This window comes from Natronolimnohabitans innermongolicus JCM 12255, assembly GCF_000337215.1.
Classification (GTDB): domain Archaea; phylum Halobacteriota; class Halobacteria; order Halobacteriales; family Natrialbaceae; genus Natronolimnohabitans; species Natronolimnohabitans innermongolicus.
This window is the reverse complement of record NZ_AOHZ01000050.1, coordinates 24,097-44,841: the sequence shown is the minus strand read 5'-3', so window position 1 is coordinate 44,841 and position 20,745 is coordinate 24,097. Positions and strand designations below refer to the sequence as shown.

Below are 20,745 nucleotides of genomic sequence, written 5' to 3'. Positions count from 1 at the left end.
GGATGCTGGTCACACCGGCGAAAGCCGGTATCAGGATCTATTCGATGCAACGGTAAATAACCTTCTCCAAACGCTGTTTGGCTTTCGCACTGAGCGAGATATTTTTCAGAATGTGTTAGGTCGTGCGGTTAAATAGCACGATCACGTTCGGGCGTCGTCGATCGCGCGAGCGATCAGCGTCGCCTGCGCTCCGGCGACGAAGCCGGCGTCGATGTTGACGACCGAGAGGACGGTACAGGACTGGAGCATCCCCGCGAGGGCGGCTTCGCCGTCGCCGCCGTGGCCGTAACCGCTGGCGACGGGAACGGCGATGACCGGCGTATCGACGAGTCCGGCAATCACGGTCGGTAACGCCCCCTCGCGGCCCGCGGCGACGACCAGGACGTCGGCGTCGCGAAGCCGGTCGACCTGGTCGAGCGTCCGGTCTAACGCCGCGACGCCGACGTCGTCGATCCGGTCGACCGTCGCGCCCGCGTCCGCGCAGACGACTTCGGTCTCGTCGGCGACCGGACCGTCGACCGTTCCTGCGGTGACGATGCCGACCGTGGCCTCGAGCGACGACTCCTCGAAGCCGTCGGTCGTCGCACGTACTGTCGAACCGCGCCGTTCGACGGTCGCGTCCGGAAACGATACCGTCAACTCGGTTTCGAGCGCCTCGATCTGCGTCTCGGTCGCGCGGGTTACCAGCGCCCGGTCGGTCGTCTCGAGGGCGGCTTCGGCGAGCGCGACGACGTCGGCGGTCGACTTCCCCTCGGCGAGGATCGCCTCCGGAATTCCGCGACGCTGTTTTCGGGCGGCGTCGAACCGCCCGGCGTCGCCGGTGACGTACCCCGCGAGTTCGGCTTCGGCTTGCGCCGGCGACAGCGAGCCGTCGGCGACGGCCTCGAGAAGTTCGCGCATACCCGTCTTTCGGTGCCGAATCGACTCGAATCCATCGACCTGATTCATCGACCCGAATCGAGTCGCGGCGGGGAGTCGTGAGAGCCGATGTGATCCCAGCGGCCCAGTCGAGTATCAAGTCGAAAGCGCGCGCGAGCGCAGCCACACCGCGCGCGAGCGGGATTTCCGGTCGAAATAGCGATCGAATTCGAGTCAGCGATTCATCAAACATATACTTTCCGGTAGTCACCACCGCCGAAACAGGCAGGTGAACCGCTGCAACCCCCGTATTCCTGTTCGTAACCACAACCCTTATATTGGGTAACGCGGAACCCGTATACCGTATGGCAGACCTTATCGTCAAAGCCGCCGTGAAGGAAGCGCTCGATGACAAGAACGTCGCCTCGGACTTCTACGAAGCCCTCGACGAGGAAGTCGACGAGCTCCTCGAGGACGCAGCCCGACGCGCCGAAGCGAACGACCGGAAGACGGTCCAGCCCCGCGACCTGTAAGCGACGCCACGCAATCGCTTTTTTATCGACGCTCCGACGCGTAGTGTAGCCTGTCCGTTCAGAAGCCGATATCGTCTAGTCGATGCCTACAGCCCGCGCTCTTCGAAGTAGGTGTTCGTTCGGCCGAGGGTCACGTAGTCGGCGTCCCGTAGCTCGTCGATCGAGGCCGAGCCGGTGACGAACATCGCCGTCCGAAGCTCGAGCTCGAGCGTCTCGATCAGGTCGACGACCGTCTCGGTCCCCTGTCCGGCGGGGCCGAGGAACGGTTTCGCGAGTCCGCCGGCTCGCGCGCCGAGCGCGATCGCCTTCGCGATGTCCAGTCCCGAGCGGACGCCGCCGCTGGCGACCACGCAGTCGTGGACCGCGGCCGCTTCGGCCGTGCTGACCGCGGTCGGGACGCCCCACGCTCGGAACAGCTTGCCGACGTGCTCCTGGCGCGACGCGCCGACGGCGGCCGCCCGGTAGGATTCGATCCCCGACCAGGTCGTTCCGCCCTGTCCGGCGACGTCGATGGCGTCGACGCCCGCGTCGGCCAGTCGCTGGGCCGTCTCGCGGGCGATTCCGTTCCCCGTCTCCTTGACGACGACCGGAACCGACAGCTCGCTTGCGACCCGTTCGATCTCCTCGAGACAGCCCCGCGCGTCGACGTCTCCTTCCGGCTGGACGGCTTCCTGGAGGAAGTTCAGGTGGATCGCCATCGCGTCGGCGTCGATCATCTCGACGGCGCGTTCGACGTCCGCTACGTCGTACTCGAGTAGCTGTGCCGCGCCGACGTTGCCGTACAGCAAGGCGTCGGGGGCGACATCTCTGACGACGGTGTAGGACTCGAGTAGCGCCTCGTCGTCGAGTTCGAGGCCGGCGCGCTGGCTGCCGACGCCCATCGCGACGTTCGTCTCCTGGGCGGCCTCGGCCAGCGCGCGGTTGATCTTGGTCGTGTTCGGGTGGCCGCCCGTCATGCTCTCGATGACGATCGGCGCGTCGAGTTCGCGGCCGAACAGCGTCGTCGTCGTCTCGATCTCGTCCCGGTGGATCTCCGGGAGCGCCTCGTGAACGAGCTCGATATCGGCGAAGCCGGCGCCGGACGTCTCGACGTCCTCCTCCTCGATGATGCGGATGTGATCGTCTTTCCTGTCGGATGTCTCGGGCATCGAATCGTCTCCAGCGGAGAATGCGCCGTCGGCATTGAAAAGGTGTCTATCGACGGGCACCGATCAGGTATCGACGCTCACATTCGCGGACGCGGAAAACGCCACCGTTCGGGCCGGAGAGGGAGGAGACGGAACTCACGGGAGCGCGACCACCGGTGGCCCCAGTTCGGCCACTCGAATTCGACCGTCGTCTCGCCGCTCGAGACGCACGTGTCGGTCTGTTTCCCCAGTCCGTCGTCACAGTCGAAATATCAGGCCATCATCCGGCAGGGAAACGTACCGAGGCTCCCACATCGGTCCGCACCCCACGCTCTTTGGCGTCGTTCGCCTTATCGATTCGCCGACAGAACCGATCGAAGCGCACTCGTAAGCGATACGTACCGAACCCTATCGAATGTCGCTTTTTTCCCGGTCGACGCCGTACGTCGGCGTCGATGCTTCGGAAATTGCTCATCGCCTTCGGCTGCTACGAGATCGCCAAACCGCAGCCGGTCATCGACGCCTGCGAGCGGATCGGCCTCGAGAACCCCGACGACGCCCAGTTGCGCCCGCGGGCGCTGTGGGGGGCACGACTCGAGGGGCTGTTGTTCGTCTGGGTGCTGGTTCGCGGCCGGGAGGGGTCGACGTTGGTCAGTACGCTCCTCGGCGCGGCCGGTCTCGCCCTGCTCGCCGTTCCGCGACCGTTCATCGATCTGAGCCAGCGGCTGGTCTACGAGAACGCCGACGACCTCGAGTTGAAGCCGTGGGTAAAGCCCGCGGCGCGGGCGCTCGGCGCGCTTTATCTGCTCGTCGTGGTGCTCTCGACGCGCGGCGACGAGTCGACGGCGGCGTCGGAAGACGCCACGGCGACGGCGTGATCGCGACGCTCGCGAGGCGTCCGCTCCACCGTTGTTTGCCGTGACGGTTACGCAATCCCTTTGAGGGAACCCCACGCACTAGCAGGCGATGCAAGTGTTCGGATCGAGCGGGACGCGGGGCGTCGCCAACGAGGAACTGACGCCCGAGTTCGTCCTGCGCGTCGCGAAAGCGGCCGGAACGGCCTGGGGGGTCGACCGCGTCGGCATCGCGCGCGACACGCGATACACGGGGCGGATGCTGGCCGACGCGGCCGCGAGCGGACTCGCCAGCACGGGGACTGACGTCGACCGGCTCGGCATCGTTCCGACACCGGGTGCACAGGCCTACGCCGAACGGGAGGGGGTCCCGGTCATGGTCGTCACGGCCTCGCACAACCCGCCGCAGTACAACGGGGTCAAACTCGTCGGCGCAGACGGGATCGAACTCGCGATCACCGACCTCGAGTCGATCGAAGAAGTCCTCCTCTCGGAACAGTCGGCCGTCGCGCCGTGGGACGAGACCGGCCGCGTCCGAGAGATCGACGGCGTCCGCCGCGCCTACGTCGACGAACTGCTCGCGGCGGCCGACCGAGAGACCATCGCGGACGCCGAGTTGACGGTCGCGCTCGACCCAGGTCACGGCGCCGGCGCGCTCACGAGCCCCGAGTTCTTCCGCGAACTCGGCTGTCGCGTCGTCACCGTCAACGGCCAGGCCGACGGCCACTTCCCCGGACGCGACCCCGAGCCCGTCCCGGACAACCTCGCGGACCTCGGCGAACTCGTCCGGGCGACCGACGCGGACGTCGGCATCGCCCACGACGGCGACGCCGACCGCGCGATCTTCTACGACGAGACCGGCACCTACGTCGAGGGCGACGCCGCGCTCGCCGCGCTCGCGGCCGCCGAACTCGAGGCCGGCGATACGACCGTCTCGGCGGTCAACGTCTCCCAGCGACTCGTCGACGTCGTCGGCGATGTCGGCGCCGACCTCGAACTGACGCCGATCGGGTCGACGAACATCATCACCCGCATCGAGGAACTCGAGGAGAACGGCGAACGCGTGCCGATCGCCGGCGAGGGCAACGGCGGGATCTTCTTCCCGTCCTACCGGCTCACTCGCGACGGCGCCTTCACCGCCGCGCGATTCCTCGAGCTGGTCGCCGAGCGCCCCGCCAGCGAGATCGTCGCCCCCTACGACGGCTACGCGAACGTCCGCCACAACGTCGAGTACGAATCGACGGCCGAACGCGACGCGATGCTCGACGCCGCCGCGAACCACGCACAGGAGGCCGACGCCGAGCTCAACACCCGCGACGGCTACCGACTCGATTACGGCGACGCCTGGGTGCTCGCACGCCCCTCCGGCACCGAGCCGCTCGTCCGGATCTACGCCGAAGCCAGAAACGAAGCCCGCGCCAGCGAACTCGCCGACGAGATGCTCGAGACGCTGGCCGACGCGAAAGCCGACGCCTGATCCGATTCGGTCTCCTTCGACTCACCGTCATTCGCCGCGACTCGAGTGGACTCGAGTCACGCACCGAAAGTCGTTTATCTCTTATATGTTTCTCTCCGATCATGAGCGACGCACGCCAGAAGGACGCGCTGTTGCTGCTGATCGGCATCCAGCTCTCGATTTTCCCCCTCGTCGTTCCGGAACTGTTTCCGCTGTTCGTCGTCGCGGTGCTCGTCTTCGTCGCCGTCGTGGTGAGCGAACTCTCGCGGCGCTACGGGGAGTATCGCACCGCTTGACGACCCGATCCGATCCGTTACGCTACCGGTGGACGACCGGCTCAACCGACCAGGAACGGACTCGCGAGCACCAGCGCGATCGCGACGCCGACGAGCCCGCTGGCGCCGACCATCGCCGCGCTGGCGACCCGTGCCGGCGACTCGAGTCCGATTCTCGAGCCGACGTCCTCGACGGTCGTGCGCAGTATCTTGGCGCCGTCGAGCGGGTAGCAGGGAATGCAGTTGAAGACGCCGAGCAGGAGGTTGAGCCACCACGCCCAGAACAGTAGAGTTGCGACGACGAACACGACGCCCTCGAGCGCGGCGAGCGAGCCCGTAACGGTGTAAAAGTCCGCAACCGAGCCGACGAAGCCACCGAAGTTCGCCGACGAGACGCCGTCGATCATGCCGGCGAAGGGAAGCGCAAAGAGCGCCAGCGCGCCGGCAAGCACCGAGGCGTCGAGGCCGTCCCCGGCCCCCACGTCGCCGGAGAGCACCGCGAGGTGTTGCTCGTGGGGATGGGCGTCGACGCCGAGGTCGGTCACCGTGATCCCGCTCGTTCCCGGAGCGAGCGCGACGCCGAGTGCGGCGTCGCCGTCGCGCTCGCCGAGCGTCACCGCGTACGTCTCGACCTCGCCGTCGACGGCCGCCTCGAGGGTGACGGTCTCGCCGGGTTCGGCGTCCTCGAGCGCGTCGAAGAGGTCCCCGTCGTCGACGATCCGCTCGCCGTCGAGGACCGTGATCACGAGCGAGTCGGGTTCGTCGCCGGGGTCGAGTACGCCGGCGGCCGCCAGCGCCCCGTCGCTGTCGACGTCGCTTACGGCGACGCCGGCGACGACCGTCCGCGGACCGCTTCCGTCGTCGGTCTCGAGATCGACGACTGTCGCGTTCTCGAGGGCGGTGGCGAACTCTCGCTCGGTGGCGACCGCCTCGCCGTCGACCGCGGTGATCGTCTGGCCCGGCTCGAGTGCGGTCGCCTCTCCGTCGCCCCCGCCGTCGCCGCTGCCCGCGAGCGCGCTGGTGACGACCACCGATCGCTCGATGGTGACGGTTTTGGTGCCGTCGCGAGCGCCCTCGACGCCGAGCTCGACGCTGTCGTTCGCCGCCTCGAGGGCCTCGCGATGGTCGTCGTCACTTTCGATCCTCTCGCCGTCGACCGCGGTGATCACGTCGCCGCGCTCGAGGCCCGCCTCGTCGGCCGGCGTGCCCGGATAGACGCCGCCGACGGCGACGCCGGGGACGGCGGCGATCGAGGTCGAAACGAGCAGGACGAGACAGCCGACGGCGACGGCCGCCAGCGCGAGGTTGTTCGCGATGCCGGCGGCGTAGATCCGGTTGCGGCTGCTCGTCTCCGCCTCGCGCTCGTCGTCCTCGTCGATGCCGACGAACGCCCCGAAGGGGACGACGGCGAGAACGATCAGGCCGGCCGACTCGACGGAAATGCCCTCGACGCGGCTGAGGACGCCGTGACCGAACTCGTGGACGAAGAGGCCGACGAACAGCCCGGCGAGGATCTCGGGCGTCGCGGCGAGCGGGAGGAAGTCGTTGACGCCCGGAATCGCGAGCGCGTTTCGCGGCTGGTTGACCTCGCTTGCGCCCCCCTGTGTCAGGGCCACGAACGCCGCAAAGAGCACCAGTCCGAACGTGATGACGAGCAAGGCCAGGGTGACCGCGACGCCGCCGTTCGTCCACACGCGCCAGCGTCGGCGGTGGCGCGGCGCCGCCAACCGATCGAGGGCGCCGAGTCCGTTCGTGGTCTCGAACGTGACCAGCGGTCCCCAGACGCGGATCCACGACGGGAGCAGCCCGCGGGCCTCGAGNGCCGTGTAGACGGCGAATCCGAGAACGATCCAGAACAGCGTCGTCAACACGGTCCGATCGACCTCCGCTGGCTCGCGGCGTCCGACGTGTCGACCGCGGGGACTCGAGTCGTCACCGATCCGTCTTCACCCATCTATTCGATTTCGTGATAGTAACGAGACACGATCAACGTATCGGTCTCGCAGCGTCCGTTCGGTGACGGCGGCCTCGCTCGACGAGCGAGCGCCGGCTCACGACCGGAACCGCTCGCCGTAGCGCGCGCCCAGCCGTTCGGTCGCGAGCAGGAGCTGGTGGGCAGCGACCAGAACGACGACGGTACCGACGATCAGCACGCCCTCGCGGATCGTCGAGAGAAGGCCGAGCGAGACGATCAGCGTCGTCGCACAGGCCGGGGGATGGCGCGTCCCGGTCGCGAGCATGCCGCCAGCGGTCAGCGTGGTCGCGAGGACGCCGCTCGCGGCGAGTCTGAGCCCCTCGAGCGAGCCCGGATCGGCGACCGCCGTCATCGTGATGCCGGCCCCGAGCAGGTGGTACGCGAACAGTCCGGCGACCACGCCGATCGCGTGACCGCCGATCACGCGCCGCGGCGCGGTCGCGTCGCTGTCCTGAAACAGCGCCAGGACGAACGCCGACGGACCGAGGCTCGGAAACAGCAACGGGAGGCCGGACAGCCACGCCATCACCGCGGTCGTCGAAATGAGAAGGCCGGTGTGGAGCGTGGTCCCCGTCCGGTCGTCCATAGCGTCCCGTCGGTGGCCCCGAGAGAAAAGACCGCTGCTCTGGCGGCCATTAGCGGTTCGTCTCGGACCGAGACCGGGAACGAGGGACGATCGTCACCGGAATCGTCGACCGACGCGTGACGCCCTCCGCGACGCTGCCAAGCAGCATTCGGGAGACGCCCGACCGGCCCTCGCTGCCCATCACGATCTGATCGGCGCCGATCTCTTCGCCGTGCTCGAGGATCGCCGTCGGCGACGAGCCTTCGATGACGGTCGCCTCGAGGGGTCGGCCGTCTTCGGCGGCGACCTCGCGGATATCCGCGAAAAACGACGGCTCGTCCGCGTCGCCGCCGCCGTCGCTGTCCGCCGCGACGGGCGGCCGTCCGCCGCCGTAGCCCGCCTCGAGGTCGTCGACGACGTGGATGACGCGAATCTCGTCGTCCGGAAACATCGCCAGCGCGTGCTCGAGCGCTGCTCGAGCGGGCTCGGAGTCGTCCATCGGCACGAGGATGCGTCTCGCCATACCACGGCTACGACCGACGTGGCCTTCAGTTGACGGGGCGGACGCGAGCGGGCGCGGGTGTCGGGGTCACGCCGCCCTCGTCGCGGATGTCATCGACGGTGGCCGCACGCCGACCGACCGTCACCTCGTCTGCAGGGGTTCGCTTTCGACGGGTGAGATCGCCGCCGGGTGATCCGCGTCGGGGAGCGTCACGAAGAACGTCGATCCCTCTCCGGGTGCAGTTTCGACCCGGATCTCGCCGCCGTGGCGTTCGACGATCCGTTTGCACACCGCCAGCCCGATTCCCGAACCCGACCGGTCGTCGGCCGTCTCGAGTCGCTGAAAGATCTCGAAGATGCGCTCCGTGTCGGCCGGCTCCATTCCGATCCCTTCGTCGCTGACGGCGATCGTCCACGCGCCCTCGTCGCCGTCGCCGCCGTCGCGCTCGGCCGTAATCCGCACCCGAGGCGGTTCGTCGCCGCTGTACTCGATCGCGTTCGACAGCAGGTTCTGAAACACCTGCCGCAACTGACTCTCGTCGCCGGTGACGGTCGGCAGGGACTCGCTCTCGATTTCGGCGTCGTGCTCTTCGATCTTGAGCTGTAGGTCGGTTCGAACGTCCTCGAGGACGACCTCGAGGTCGACGGGCTCGAACGACTCGCCCTGCGTCTGTATCCGTGAGTACGCGAGCAGCCCGTCGATCATCGTCCCCATCCGCTCGGCGCCGTCGACCGCGTAGTCGACGAACTCCTGCCCGTCGTCGTCGAGTTCGTCGCCGTAGCGCCGCTCGAGAAGCCGCACGTAGCTCCTGACCATCCGCAAGGGTTCCTGGAGGTCGTGGGAGACGGCGTAGGCGAACTCCTCGAGTCGCTCGTTCGACGCCTCCAGTTCGGTGACCGCCTCCTCGAGGCGCTGCTCGGTTCGTCGTAACTGCTCGTTTTGTTTCTCGAGTTCGTACTTCTGCTGGAGCTCCCTGTTCTGGCGCTCGAGCGCCTGTGACTGCGCTTTCGTGCGCGCGCTCTGAACGCCGATGAGGAGTCCGGTGATCGAACTGATCGATAACAGAATCGTCTGCGTGCCGCCCGTGAGGTCGAGTTCGACGGCGGGGTGGAGCTCGCGCAACCCGACGACGACGGCCATAATGGCGATGCCGCCGCCGGTCCACGCGACGATCCGCGAGTAGAGTTCGGGCGGAATCGCCGTCGTCGGCAACCACGCGGCGGTGTACATCATTGCGAGCCCCGGAGCGCCGATCAACACCGCGTCGATGGTGACCTCTACCAGCGCAACCTCCGGTTGATCGCCGTTGCTGAGCAGCGTGTAGCCGATCGACCCGCCAGCGAGGGCAACAAGGACCAATCCGAGCGCGGTAAGGAGACGATTCCAGTGAGCCATTGGCTCCCGCTAGGGGGCAATGGTATATTAACGAGTTGGTCTGTGTTATTAACCATTTAGAGACTATCAATGATGCCGACCGATCACAACTTCGCTCGGGTGGGACCCCGTCTCAGACCGGGTCGTCGACGTCGAGCGCGTCCTCGAGGCGCGCTCGCTCGGCCCGCAGCGCCTCGAGTTCGTCGGCGACCTGGCCGTCGGCGAGTCGCTCGCGCTCGTCGGCGGTGAGCTGCGTGACCGCCTGTGCAGCCGTCTGGAGTCGGTCGTACTCGAACGCGGGATCGGTCGTGAGCCGGCGGATCGAGCGCAGTTGCGCGACGGCGTCCGCACCGGCGACGCGTTCGACGAACGGGCGGTACTCGCGAGTTCGTCGCCGAAGTACGCCCGCCTCGGCCGGCGGCCACGGAATCGTCAGCGGTTCGCCGTCGATGCCGTCGAGGAACGTCTGCTGGGTCGCGACCCGTCGCTTGAGTTCGTCCGCGCTGTCGACGTAGTGCTCGAGCTTCGACCGGGAGTAGTCGGCGTACTCGAGCAGTTCCGGCAGCGTGTACTCGCCGGCCTCGTTCTCGTCGACGTACGCGGCGAGGTCCTCCGGCGGTTGCTCGTAGTCCACGAACGGATACCAGCGGCTGCGCTCGAGCAGGGCGAAGACCTCCCGAGCCGACGCCTCGAGGCGGTACTCCTCGACGGCGGCGACGATCAGCTCGTTGTACGCCTCGATCGGGTCGCGGAGGTCCTCGACGGGCGCCTCGAGGTCGGCGGTCGCGAGTTCGAGGAGCCGCTCGCGCTCGGGGATCTCGTCGTCGAGTTCCCGCAGCCGTTTGGCCGCGCCCGTCCGGGCGTCGTCGATGGCCTCGCGGGCCGCCTCGCGCTCGTCGAGCATGTCGGCGTACTGGCGGGCGGGATCCAGCGCCTCGTTCGCGCGCTCGAAGTCGTCCTCGCTGAGCCGGCGCTTGTCGATGGCGTCGAGGGCGTCCTCAAAGGCGTCGCGGCCCTTGAGGTCGTCCGGGAGACTCGAGACGAGCGAATCGAACTTCCCCTCGAGTTCGACGTAGGCCTTGAAGTTCTCCCGGCCGGTGCCCGTCGCGCGGTCGACGTAGTCCTCGAGCAGCCCGGTCGCCTCGCGGTAGGCCTCGGCGGCGTCGGCGACCGCCTCGCCGCCGTGCTCGTCGATCCGACGTTCGGCCCGCTCGAACCGCTCGCGGGCGGCCTCGAGCGCCTCGAGGGGAGACTGGTCGTCACCGTCGCCGTTGCCGGCGGTCGCGCCGGCGTCGTGGACGCGTTCGCTCATAGCCTGTTAGTCGTCGTCGTAGACCGCGTCGGGGTCGAAGGCCCGTTCGCCGACGTTCTCTCCCTCGAGCGTGCGGTAGAAACACGAGCGATGGCCCGTGTGGCAGGCGCCGCCCTCCTGGTCGACGAGATAGAGCAGGGTGTCGGCGTCGCAGTCGACGCGGACCTCCTCGACGGCCTGCGTGTGGCCGCTCGTCTTGCCCTTCTGCCAGAGCTCGTCGCGGCTCCGGGAGTAGTAGTGGGCGACCCCCGTCTCGCGCGTGCGCTCGAGGGCCTCCGGGGAGACGTACGCGAGCATCAGCACCTCGCCCGTTTCCGCGTCCTGTGCGATCGCGGGGACGAGTCCGTTCTCGCCGAAGTCGACCGCAACGTCTTCGTCCATATCCGAGGGTTGGTTGGAGGGCCGATAGGTCTTTTGTCACCGCGCTCGAGTCGCTGTGGGCACTCGCTCGAGGCGACGGGCGTGCTCATTCCCGACCGGAGGGGCGCGCGTACGCCGTCGGATCCGCTCCTGATCCGGGCGTCGCCGCGACTCTCGAACGTCTCTCGCGTTCCAACGCCAGAGGAATGAACCGCCGAATCGAACCGATGAACGGAACCGCCGAATCGAACCGATGAACGGAACCGCCGAATCGAACCGATGAACGCGACGGCGTACAGGCTCGGTCTCGTCACCTCGACTCGAGCAACGCGATCGATCCGGGTCGACGTGCGGATCGACGAACGGTCAGGTTTCGCCGCGCGCACCAATCACAATCGGCGATCTGGTGAAAACGCTTAAGTTCACCATTGGCAATTATAGTCGTATGTCAACAAATAACACAGGGGGCGAGCACGCGTTTCGCCTCGATCTCGGCGTCGTCGGGGAGCTGCTCGTTTCGGTAATCGTCACGCTGCAGGTACTGCTGTACGCCACCGCCGTGGTGATCTCCGCGTTCTCGCTGTATGCGCTTCCGCTCGAGCTGTTTCCCGTCGCGGCCGTGCTGGTTGGAACGGCGATCGCCACCGGTCACCTGCTCGGTCTCCTCTACGTACGGGCGTGAGAGCGCGACCGTTCGGTCGGTCGGCTAGTCGGTTTCGCCGCCGCCGAACGGAAACGCCAACACCAGCACACCCATCGCCAGCGCGACGAGCAGGCCGCCGCGGACGAGCGTGCCGGTCGGCGACGGGATCGCGAACACGCCCGTCAGCACGTCGAGTCCGACGACGAGCACCAGCAGGCCGAGCATCGACGGGACGGCGAGTGCGATCGCGTTGCGGATCATCCATCGGCTCTCCACGGCGTCGTCGACGGCGCTCGGCGTCGATCGCGGCTCGGACGGGTAGTTTGGATTGCCATGGTTTTCCCTCCCACGAACGGAGGCGTTCGACGGGGATACCCCTGCGTACTGTGAATCGGACCTGTCGGCTCTCGAGCCGTCCGTTCGCTCGGGCTTGCAAACGTCACCGCGACGGTCTTCCGACTCGAGGGCGCACACTCGCTGATGAGTACCTCGACGCAGTCCGAACAGCCGGTGACCTGCCGAACGTGTGGCACGGAAAACGAGCCGTTCTACACCTACTGTCGCAACTGTCTCCAGACGCTGCCCTCGAGGCCGGAGTCGCTGTGAGAACGGACCGATCGGTCGGGGCGTCTCGCGCGTGCGAGCGCCCGATCGGGATCTACCCGTTGAGCGTGATGTAGTCGATGCCGATGATGCGGTCGTCTTCCTCGAGTTCCTCTTTCGCTTCGTCGGGAACCTGGCTGTCGACGTTGTACACCGTAAGCGCCTCGCCGCCGTGGGCCTCGCGGGCGTTGAACATCCCGGCGATGTTGACGCCGTGGGCGCCCATCACGGAACCGATGAGGCCGATGACGCCGGGCTCGTCGGTGTTGCGCGTAACGACCATCTTCCCATGGGGGATGGCGTCGACGCGGTAGCCGTCGACGCGGACGATTCGTGGATCGTCGCCCGCAAAGAGCGTTCCCTCGACCGTCACGGCGTTGTCGTCGTTGCTGACGGTTACCGAGATGAGGCTCTGGAAGTCCTCGGCCTGTCGCGTTTTCGACTCCGTCACGTCGACGCCGCGGTCCTCGGCGATCTGGGGCGCGTTGACGGCGTTGACCTGCCACTCGAGCGGCTCGAAGACGCCCTTCAGGGCGCTCGCGGTGACGAACTCGACGTCCTCGTCGGCGATGTCGCCCTCGTAGGTGATCTCGACGTCCTCGATGCGGCCCTCGAGCAGTTGGGCGGCGACCTTGCCGGCCGTCTCGGCGATCTCGATGTAGGGTTCGACGCGCGGGAATGCGCTCTCGTCGATCGAGGGCGCGTTGAGCGCGTTCGCGACGGGTTCGCCGACGAGTGCGGCGCTGACCTGCTCGGCGGTCGAGGTCGCGACGTTCTCCTGGGCGGCCTCCGTCGAGGCACCCAGGTGGGGCGTGACGATGACGTCTTCGTGCTCGAGCAGCGGCGAGTCCGCCGAGAGGGGCTCCTCGGCGAAGACGTCCAGTGCGGCGCCAGCGAGGGTGCCGTCCTCGACTTTCGCCGCGAGCGCGTCCTCCTGGATGATGCCGCCGCGGCCGACGTTGATGACGTAGCCGTCCTCGAGGAGGTCGAGTTCCTCCTCGCCGATCATGCCTTCCGTTTCCGGCGTGAGGGGCGTGTGGATGGTGAGGAAGTCGGCGCGGGCGAGACAGTCCTCGAACTCGACGAGCTCGGCGCCGAGCCGGTCGGCGCGCTCCTCGGAGATGTAGGGGTCGAAGGCGACGATGTCCATGCCCAGCGAGTCGAGTTTCTTGGCGACCTCCTGGCCGACGCGGCCGAGGCCGACGACGCCCAGTGTCTTGCTGTCGAGTTCGGCGCCGAGATACTCGCTTTTGGCCCACTCGCCGTTCTTCAGGCGGATGTGTGCCTGCGGAATCGAACGGGCGGCCGCGAACGTCATCGCGACGGTGTGTTCGGCGGCGGCGCGAACGTTGCCCTCGGGAGCGTTGGCGACGATGACGCCCTCGTCCGTCGCGGCCTCGATATCGATGTTGTCGACGCCGATCCCCGCACGGCCGACGATCGCGAGTTCGTCGGCCGCCTCGAGTACCTCCGCGGTGACTTCGGTTCCCGAGCGGACGATCAGCCCGTTGGCGTCCGATACCGCCTCGAGGAGGTCCTCGCCCTCGAGGTCGTAGCCTGTCTCGACGTCGTGGCCGGCGTCTCTGAGTACGTCCAGACCAGCGTCGGCGATCGGGTCCGTGACCAGTACCTTCATGCGCGAGACAATCGGGCGCAACAGGTAAACGCTTCCGTTGTTGCGAGCGGTGGCAAAAATTGTCCACAGCGGTCGCGTACGGACGGTGCGGGCCGTGGCGTTATCGCCCGAGTTCGTTCCGACTTCGACGATCGCAGGTCGGAACTGACGACTGTCCGTTCCGCCTTTCGCCCGAAAGCTGTTCGAACGGACAGTTATATGCGCGTCTCGAGGCAATAGCAAGCAATGGCACGACTCGAGCGACTCACGGTGTATCCGGTGAAGGGACTCGACGGCATCGACCTCGAGGCGACGACCGTCCTCGAGGGCGGGACGCTGGCCCACGACCGGGAGTTCGCCCTGTTCGATACGGACGGCGAGGTGATCAACGGGAAGCGAACCGAGCGAGTTCACGACCTGCGGACCGATTTCGATCCGGAGACGACCGAACTCGCGGTGTCGGTCGCCGGCGACGCGGCTGGCACGGACGAGGAAGGCACGGCGACCGCGACAGGCGTGACGGTCGACACAGACGCCCAATTCGACCTCGGGGACGCCGCGGACCGCGAGCGCGCGGCCGACTGGTTCGGCGACTACTTCGGCGAAGAGCTGACCCTCGAGCGCGACCGAACGCTGGGCTACGTCGACCGCCGCGAGATGGGGCCGTCGGTCATCAGCACCGCGACGCTCGAGGCGGTCGCCGACTGGTTCGACGACCTGACCGTCGAGAGCGTGCGGCGACGCATGCGGGCGAACGTCGAGGTCGACGGGGTCGAGCCGTTCTGGGAGGACCGCTTCGTCGGCGACGACGCCCCCGCCTTCGAAATCGACGGGGTGCGACTCGAGGGCGTCACGCCCTGTGGTCGCTGCGTCGTCCCGACGCGCGATCCCGAGACGGGCGAGCCGGATTCCGAGTTCCGCCGGCGGTTCGTCGAGAAGCGCGAGGAGACGTTCCCCGACTGGGCCGACGAGGGCGCGTTCGACCACTACTACACGCTGATGCTGATCGCGCGGGTACCGGCGGAAGATCGGGGGACGTCGCTCGAGGTCGGGGATCCAGTTCGTGTCCTCGACGGCGACTGACGTGAATGGGAGAGCAGGTCAATCGCTCGAACCCCAAGAAACTCGTATTCGAAAGCCCGAGCTCGTTTGAGCGTTATCACGCTGTTTTGGCGCTGTTCAACCCCGCCCGCAGTGTTGACGCAAATCGAAGATTTGCGAAAGCCGAAAACCGCAGGTTTTCGGAAGGGCGGGGAATCCGCCTTGGTTTTCTTTTTGAACCTCTTGACCAGTGGGTCTTTCAGACGGGTTACTGTCCGTCAGGTCCGGCGCACCCGCGACCCGGGCGGCGGTTGCGCCGGGACATCGGTACCGCAATCCGTATCAGACGTCCTGCTGATACTGTTCGGACAGCAGTCAGTGCGGCGTCGGTCGCGAATCCGCGGTCGGCTCCGACGGCGACGATCGCAGTCGCGCGATCGATCGGCAACGCGTGCTGTCCGGCAGTATGAATAGCAGGCGGTGAAGTGCCTCGGGGTCACGTGGTTCGTGAATCGAAGATTCTCGTCATCACGAGAGAGCGTTGCTCTCTCGAACGACCCCGGGGTTTCCTGTTTCCACGACGCACTTTGTCGATTCCACAGGGAATGCAGTCTCCGCAGGCGTGGATTCGGTCTCTCCCTGATTTCGTGGACGTGATGGACCGCTCAGGCGCGGTCCGCCCTCGGTTTGATCAGTCCGCGATTGCAGCGTACAGGTAGAGTGCACATACCGCGAGAACGGCCTCGGCTGCTTTCGTGATGACAGCCAGCGGGTTGAGGCTCCCGTCCATGTAAAACGCAGTAAGTCCCCAGCCCTGGACCGGAAACAGCGCGAGAATCGTCACGATCGAGTAGACCGCCGCGACGAGAAACAGCCATCGTCGCCAGTAGACGGTCAGATAGAGGATCAGTCCGCCGAGGAAGCCGAGCCCGTTGAGGACGAACAGGATTGCGAGTATCTCGCTGAAATCGATGGCGTTCGTGGCCGCTACCAGATGCAACACGCCTGTAACTAGTGCCGCGAGAATCGCGACGTATCCGGCAGGGTTGGAGGGGCGGACGAACGTACTAGCTGTACTACTATCTGTACCAGTCGTGGGATTAGCACACATATCCGACGTGTCGGCCAGCCGGGCCAAAAACAGTCTGGTACGACCCTCGAACGCCGAGCTAGACGGGTCAGCAGCCGACCGGCGAGCCGGACGTGTCCGGGACGCTCGAGCGCGACCAACTGGTCCCGCCCGCGGAGAGCTACGTCTGGCCGTAGACCAGTCGCGAGCACTCGATCGACGAACAGCTGCTCGCGATCACCCTCCGCTCGTTGTCATGTGCTATCCGATACCGGCGGTCGGCCGCCAGTGACGACCGTCGTCCTCATCCAGCCCCTCGAGCGGGCGACCCGGTTCCTGCGGTATCTCTTCGGGGGACGCCCGCGTCGTCTCACCCGCCGGTCGAACAGGCCCACTTCCAGAGGCCAACCGGGATCACCAGCACGAACGGCGCGTAGAAGAGCGCGTTGACCCGCGCGTTCATCGAGCTCTCGGGATAGGCGAGGACGGCGGCGATTCCGAGGACGGCCGCGGCGCCGAGACCGAGCGCCGCGACCGCGAGGGGTCGGTTGACGGGCTCGAGGTCGCGCCGGCCGAGCGGCAGTTCGAAGACGTCGATCAGCCGGTCGGGATCGTCGATCGGTCCGAGTCGCCGCTCGGTCTCGGTCGAGCGGATCCCGGTCGTCACCGTGACGGTTCGCGTCCCCAGCAGCCGATCGACGGACCGATCCGGCTCGAAGTCGACGTTGCGGAGTCGGTAGACCGACTCGGCCCACTGGGGCTCCCCAAGCAACCGGTCGGTGGCGACGAGGTGGTCGCCCCGGCGCTGGAACTCGAGCGTGCCGTGCTCGAGGTAGTGGGTGGCGACCTGAACGGCGAGGGCGACGAGCAACAGGACGACGGTGGCGACGACGCCGAGCCAGAACACCGCGACGGAGTCGGCCACCGCCGTGACCGCGACGATGACGAGCAGCCAGATGGCGCCGAAGAAGGGGACGAAAAAGAGGAGCCCCCACAGCGAGTGGAGCGCTCCCTCGAGGAGGACCGCGTTGCGATTCGGTCGGAACCGCTCGTCGGGGCTCGGTTCCGGTGCCTCCGGAACCCGAACGGGATCCGGCGTCTCGGTGGCACCCGACGGCCCGGCGAGCCAGCCGGCGAAACGGTCGGCGAGGCGAGCGCCGTCGGCCTCCTCGCGGGCCGCCCTGGCGGACGACCACTCGACGAGAAGTTTCGCGCCGACGACGAGGACGAGCGCCCCCGTCGAGCCGAGAACCACGCCGAGGAATGCGAGCGCAAACGCCACGACGGTCAGCTGGCGAATCGGCGTCTCCACGACGGCGTACGGCGAGACGCGCTCGTACTCCCGATTTCCGAAGTACTGCCGCCTCGCCTCCGCGAGCTGGCCGACCGCGAGGGCGGCGACGCTCGAGAGGACCGCCAGGTTCACCGCGCTCGCATCGGGCTGGAACGCCGCGACGACGCCGATCCCGAAGAAGACCGCGTACATGACGGCGGCGACGACGACGCTGGCGGCGAAGGGCACGTTGCGAGGGTAGATCGGCGGCAGGGCGTCGTGGACCCGAAACCGGCCGCGTTTCTCGGTCAGCTTCGACTCCGAGGCGGTGACGATGCCCTCGCGGTCCGACGGCGGCGGTCGCTGGGCGAACAGCGCTTTCCCGGCCGCGATCGGTATCGACAGTGCGAGTTCGGCGCCGTAGATCACCACGAGCGTCACCGGCTCCCAGCCAAGCCAGAGGACGCCGAAAAGCGGCAGGAGGTTCGCGACGAGGATCGGCGCGAACGCGGACGGCTCGCCGTCTCGGGCCGGCGGACGGAGGACGGACATCGACGTTCGACTCCGTCGTCTCACCTCGAGAACATAAACGGTCCGTTCTCGGCGAGGACGGCGGCGCTCGTCGGCCGACGACCAGCGACAGGCCACTGACCGCGGGAATCGAACGGACGCGTCGTCGACGACCTGCGCCGGTTCCCCAATGCGAGCGGACGTGGTACCGATTTACCGTTTCGAGGTGTACGGTCTCCTATGAACATCCTCGTCGCAACCGACGGCTCCGACGTCAGCGATACCGCGGTCGAACACGCGGCGGCCGAGGCGGACGCGTGGGACGCGCCCCTCGAGATCGTTCACGTCCTGACCCCTGAGACGAAACTCGTCGACGGCACCCTCGTCCTCCCCGGCGAAGACGAAGCGGTCGAGCAGGGCGAACGAACGCTCGTGCAGGCCGAGCGCCGCGCGATCGAGACCGTGGCGAACGGCGACCTCGAGGCCGAGACCAAACTGCTGGCGGGCAGACCCGCCCAGGCGATCGTCGACCGCGCCGCGGAGATCGACGCCCGCGGTATCTACGTGGGCCACCGGGGGCTCTCGGAGGAGCGCGAACGGGTCGTTGGCAGCGTCGCGAAGACGGTGGTCGACAAGGCGACCGTTCCGGTGACGATCGTCAAGTGATCGCAGTCGGGTTCGGTTGAGAGACGGTCAGCCGAGCGGTGCCACCCTCGAGTCGGGCTCAGAGACGCCCTCGAGTCGGCTCTCAGAGCGTGATCAGCACGGCGCCGACGACGATCAGCGCGGCGCCCGCGACGACGCCCCGTGTCACCCGCTCGAGGTCGCGAAGCAAGACGGCCGCGAACACCAGCGTGAAAAATGGCGCGGTCGCCACCAGCGGATCGACGATGGCGATCCGGCCCGCCTCGAGCCCCAGAGCGGCCATCAGCGCGAGCATCGCGACGGCCGTCAGGACGCCGCTGCCGGCGAAGTAGCGATAGGACTCCCGCGGGCGGCGAAAGACGTCGGTCCGACCGAGCGCGAGGACGTACGCGAGCAGCGCGACCAGCCCCGCCGTTTCGTTGAGCGCGACCGCCTCGAGCGCCGATATCGGCGTCTCGAGCATCCCGTACCGGCGGGCGACGTTGGCGACGGCGAAGGTCGCGGCGGCGGCGATCGGCCACAGCAGGTCGCGGGGCCGCCAGCCCGCGAGGTCACCGCCTTTCGAGACCGCGAGCAGGGAGAGGCCCGCGACGAGAACGACGATACCGACCCCCGTCACCGGTCCGAGCGGTTCGTCGAGGACGGCCAGCGCGATCAGCGTCGCGAACAGCGGCCGCGTACTCAAGATCGCGCTGTTGAGACTCGCGCCGACCCTGTCGACGCCGACGAAGATCGTGATACGGCCGAGCGCCGTGCCGACGACGCCCGCGAAGGCGAAGACGGCCAGCACCTCGAGGGTGAGCCCCGAGAACGCCGACCCGCCGTAGAGGACGGCGATGACGACCCAGTAGATCGCCGAGTCGACGGCGGCGACGGCGACCGACGCCTGCACCGAGTCGCCGCCGGCCTCCATCCCTCGCTTGTCGAAGATCGGCGCAAACCCCCAGAAGATCGCGGGAATCAGGGCGAGGGCGACCACCTCGAGCGTCGCGCTCGTCATCGGATCGGGTCACCCGCTCGTCGTCGCCGACTCATGCTCGAATCGAACTGGGGATGCCGACCGGGTCAACGTTGCGATGGCGGCCTATCGACCGTCTTTTCACTCGCTCGAAATACGGGCCGCCCTTATGAGCGTAGACTGCGTACTGGCAGATATGTACGATCGGATACTCCTCCCGACCGACGCGGAGAAAGGCGCCGAACTGGCGACCGAGCACGCGATCACCGTCGCCGAGTCGACCGGTGCGGAGTTACACCTGCTGTACGTCGTCGACAGCGATGTCTACAGCTCGTATACCGGCGACGAGTACGTCCACGAGTTCGAGGGCCTCGAGTCGGCGCTCGAGCAGATCGGCGAGGACGCCCTCGAGGCGGCCGCCGACGCGGCCCGGGACGCCGGCCTCGAGCCGACGACGGCCGTCCGCCACGGAACGCCCCACGAGGAGGTTCTGGCCTACGCCGACGACGAAGCCGTCGACGTGATCGTCATGGGCTCGAAGGAGCGTCCCGGCGAGTACCGTCAGCTGCTCGGCAGCGTCACGGAGCGCGTCTCGAGGCTGGCCTCGCGGCCGGTGACGATCGTCAAGACGCCGGTGGCAGGAGCGGACGACGCGAACCGGTGATCGGCACCGTCGGTTCGGGAGTGCCCGGTCACCGCCGGGGATGGCCGCGAACGATCGTCGCGCTTGTACGTCACTGCACACCCGATCGCAGGACTGCACTGGGATCGGTGTGTAAATCGTCACAAGAGCGACGATAACCGTTGTTTCACTCCGGAACGAATCGTCCACGGGCAGTGGCGCGCGCTGTCGGAGAATCGAACAATAGTGAGGTTCTCCGACGACGCTGCGCGAGGGATGAGCGACTGCAAGGAGCGAATCGGCTGGGGAGGATGCGGGATCCCTATAGTAGCCACTGAACGTCAGTGCACACCTGATCGCAGTACGGCGTTGCGATCAGTGTGTAAACCGTTTCAGTGGCTACTATAGTGGCCAGTGTGAGGAGAGCGGTCGCGTCACGACTCTCGGTATAAGCCAGCTTTAGCAAGCGTGTATGCGAGTTGAACAGGAGCGTTCGCGCGAACGAGCGGTCCGAAGGACCCGGTAGTGAGCGCGATTCACCGGTCGAGCGGAGCGAGACCGGCTTTTTGGCATGA

22 protein-coding genes are annotated in these 20,745 nt (G+C 67.3%); 9 read left to right on the top strand and 13 right to left on the bottom strand.

What is annotated here, in order from left to right; genetic code table 11:
* Nucleotides 1-141: 141 nt before the first annotated feature.
* Nucleotides 142-900 (bottom strand): nickel pincer cofactor biosynthesis protein LarB, encoded by a 759-nt coding sequence (larB, locus tag C493_RS11195; protein WP_049889315.1) that lies wholly within the window; start codon nt 898-900, stop codon nt 142-144.
* Nucleotides 901-1,223: 323 nt separating this feature from the next.
* Here larB and C493_RS11190 point away from each other — a divergent pair, with 323 nt between their 5' ends.
* Complete coding sequence (locus tag C493_RS11190; RefSeq protein WP_005578700.1) at nt 1,224-1,391, top strand: DUF1931 family protein; 168 nt, start codon at nt 1,224-1,226, stop codon at nt 1,389-1,391.
* 86 nt (nt 1,392-1,477) lie between these two features.
* Here C493_RS11190 and fni read toward each other — a convergent pair whose 3' ends face one another.
* Complete coding sequence (gene fni / locus C493_RS11185; RefSeq protein WP_007259545.1) at nt 1,478-2,539, bottom strand: type 2 isopentenyl-diphosphate Delta-isomerase; 1,062 nt, start codon at nt 2,537-2,539, stop codon at nt 1,478-1,480.
* Nucleotides 2,540-2,973: 434 nt separating this feature from the next.
* On the opposite strand from fni, the gene C493_RS11180 reads away from it, so the two are divergent.
* From C493_RS11180 to C493_RS23045, 3 genes are all read left to right on the top strand, one after another.
* Entirely contained in the window at nt 2,974-3,396 is a 423-nt protein-coding gene (locus C493_RS11180) for a hypothetical protein (RefSeq protein ID WP_007259544.1), read from the top strand.
* 88 nt (nt 3,397-3,484) lie between these two features.
* Complete coding sequence (glmM, locus tag C493_RS11175; protein WP_007259543.1) at nt 3,485-4,849, top strand: phosphoglucosamine mutase; 1,365 nt, start codon at nt 3,485-3,487, stop codon at nt 4,847-4,849.
* Between the two features lie 101 nt (nt 4,850-4,950).
* Nucleotides 4,951-5,124, top strand: a complete 174-nt coding sequence (locus C493_RS23045) for a hypothetical protein (RefSeq protein ID WP_007259542.1) — start codon at nt 4,951-4,953, stop codon at nt 5,122-5,124.
* 41 nt (nt 5,125-5,165) lie between these two features.
* On the opposite strand, the gene C493_RS11170 is transcribed toward C493_RS23045, so the two are convergent.
* From C493_RS11170 to hisI, 6 genes are all read right to left on the bottom strand, one after another.
* Nucleotides 5,166-6,719, bottom strand: coding sequence for a site-2 protease family protein (locus C493_RS11170; protein ID WP_449289427.1), 1,554 nt, complete (start codon nt 6,717-6,719; stop codon nt 5,166-5,168).
* 435 nt (nt 6,720-7,154) lie between these two features.
* On the bottom strand, nt 7,155-7,664 hold the full coding sequence (locus C493_RS11165; protein ID WP_007259540.1) for an HPP family protein: 510 nt from the start codon (nt 7,662-7,664) through the stop codon (nt 7,155-7,157).
* Between the two features lie 49 nt (nt 7,665-7,713).
* Nucleotides 7,714-8,166 (bottom strand): universal stress protein, encoded by a 453-nt coding sequence (locus C493_RS11160; protein WP_049889313.1) that lies wholly within the window; start codon nt 8,164-8,166, stop codon nt 7,714-7,716.
* A 120-nt stretch (nt 8,167-8,286) separates the two neighbouring features.
* Entirely contained in the window at nt 8,287-9,540 is a 1,254-nt protein-coding gene (locus C493_RS11155; protein ID WP_007259538.1) for a sensor histidine kinase, read from the bottom strand.
* 112 nt (nt 9,541-9,652) lie between these two features.
* Nucleotides 9,653-10,831: a DUF7118 family protein gene (locus tag C493_RS11150; protein ID WP_007259537.1), complete on the bottom strand. Its 1,179-nt coding sequence runs from the start codon at nt 10,829-10,831 to the stop codon at nt 9,653-9,655.
* Nucleotides 10,832-10,837: 6 nt separating this feature from the next.
* Nucleotides 10,838-11,212 carry a phosphoribosyl-AMP cyclohydrolase gene (hisI, locus tag C493_RS11145; RefSeq protein ID WP_007259536.1) on the bottom strand — a complete coding sequence of 125 codons (375 nt, stop codon included), beginning with the start codon at nt 11,210-11,212 and terminating at the stop codon, nt 10,838-10,840.
* A 424-nt stretch (nt 11,213-11,636) separates the two neighbouring features.
* Here hisI and C493_RS11140 point away from each other — a divergent pair, with 424 nt between their 5' ends.
* A complete protein-coding gene (locus C493_RS11140) occupies nt 11,637-11,873 on the top strand; it encodes a hypothetical protein (protein ID WP_007259535.1) in 237 nt (78 codons plus the stop codon).
* A gap of 24 nt (nt 11,874-11,897) precedes the next feature.
* Here the strand turns inward: C493_RS11140 and C493_RS11135 are convergent, their stop codons facing one another.
* Complete coding sequence (locus C493_RS11135) at nt 11,898-12,095, bottom strand: hypothetical protein (RefSeq protein WP_007259534.1); 198 nt, start codon at nt 12,093-12,095, stop codon at nt 11,898-11,900.
* Nucleotides 12,096-12,314: 219 nt separating this feature from the next.
* On the opposite strand from C493_RS11135, the gene C493_RS24045 reads away from it, so the two are divergent.
* Nucleotides 12,315-12,440 (top strand): DUF7577 domain-containing protein, encoded by a 126-nt coding sequence (locus C493_RS24045; RefSeq protein WP_275039830.1) that lies wholly within the window; start codon nt 12,315-12,317, stop codon nt 12,438-12,440.
* A 52-nt stretch (nt 12,441-12,492) separates the two neighbouring features.
* Here the strand turns inward: C493_RS24045 and serA are convergent, their stop codons facing one another.
* On the bottom strand, nt 12,493-14,073 hold the full coding sequence (gene serA, locus C493_RS11130; protein WP_007259533.1) for a phosphoglycerate dehydrogenase: 1,581 nt from the start codon (nt 14,071-14,073) through the stop codon (nt 12,493-12,495).
* Nucleotides 14,074-14,298: 225 nt separating this feature from the next.
* On the opposite strand from serA, the gene C493_RS11125 reads away from it, so the two are divergent.
* On the top strand, nt 14,299-15,135 hold the full coding sequence (locus C493_RS11125) for an MOSC domain-containing protein (protein ID WP_007259532.1): 837 nt from the start codon (nt 14,299-14,301) through the stop codon (nt 15,133-15,135).
* A 649-nt stretch (nt 15,136-15,784) separates the two neighbouring features.
* On the opposite strand, the gene C493_RS11120 is transcribed toward C493_RS11125, so the two are convergent.
* Together C493_RS11120 and C493_RS11115 are read right to left on the bottom strand one after the other, a co-directional pair.
* Complete coding sequence (locus C493_RS11120; RefSeq protein ID WP_049889312.1) at nt 15,785-16,204, bottom strand: DUF7475 family protein; 420 nt, start codon at nt 16,202-16,204, stop codon at nt 15,785-15,787.
* A gap of 328 nt (nt 16,205-16,532) precedes the next feature.
* Nucleotides 16,533-17,987: a DUF6498-containing protein gene (locus tag C493_RS11115; protein WP_007259530.1), complete on the bottom strand. Its 1,455-nt coding sequence runs from the start codon at nt 17,985-17,987 to the stop codon at nt 16,533-16,535.
* A 198-nt stretch (nt 17,988-18,185) separates the two neighbouring features.
* Between C493_RS11115 and C493_RS11110 the strand changes: the two genes are divergently transcribed.
* Nucleotides 18,186-18,611, top strand: a complete 426-nt coding sequence (locus C493_RS11110) for a universal stress protein (protein ID WP_007259529.1) — start codon at nt 18,186-18,188, stop codon at nt 18,609-18,611.
* Nucleotides 18,612-18,693: 82 nt separating this feature from the next.
* Here C493_RS11110 and C493_RS11105 read toward each other — a convergent pair whose 3' ends face one another.
* Nucleotides 18,694-19,590: a DMT family transporter gene (locus C493_RS11105; protein ID WP_007259528.1), complete on the bottom strand. Its 897-nt coding sequence runs from the start codon at nt 19,588-19,590 to the stop codon at nt 18,694-18,696.
* A gap of 154 nt (nt 19,591-19,744) precedes the next feature.
* Between C493_RS11105 and C493_RS11100 the strand changes: the two genes are divergently transcribed.
* Nucleotides 19,745-20,212: a universal stress protein gene (locus tag C493_RS11100; protein WP_007259527.1), complete on the top strand. Its 468-nt coding sequence runs from the start codon at nt 19,745-19,747 to the stop codon at nt 20,210-20,212.
* Nucleotides 20,213-20,745 lie beyond the last annotated feature (533 nt).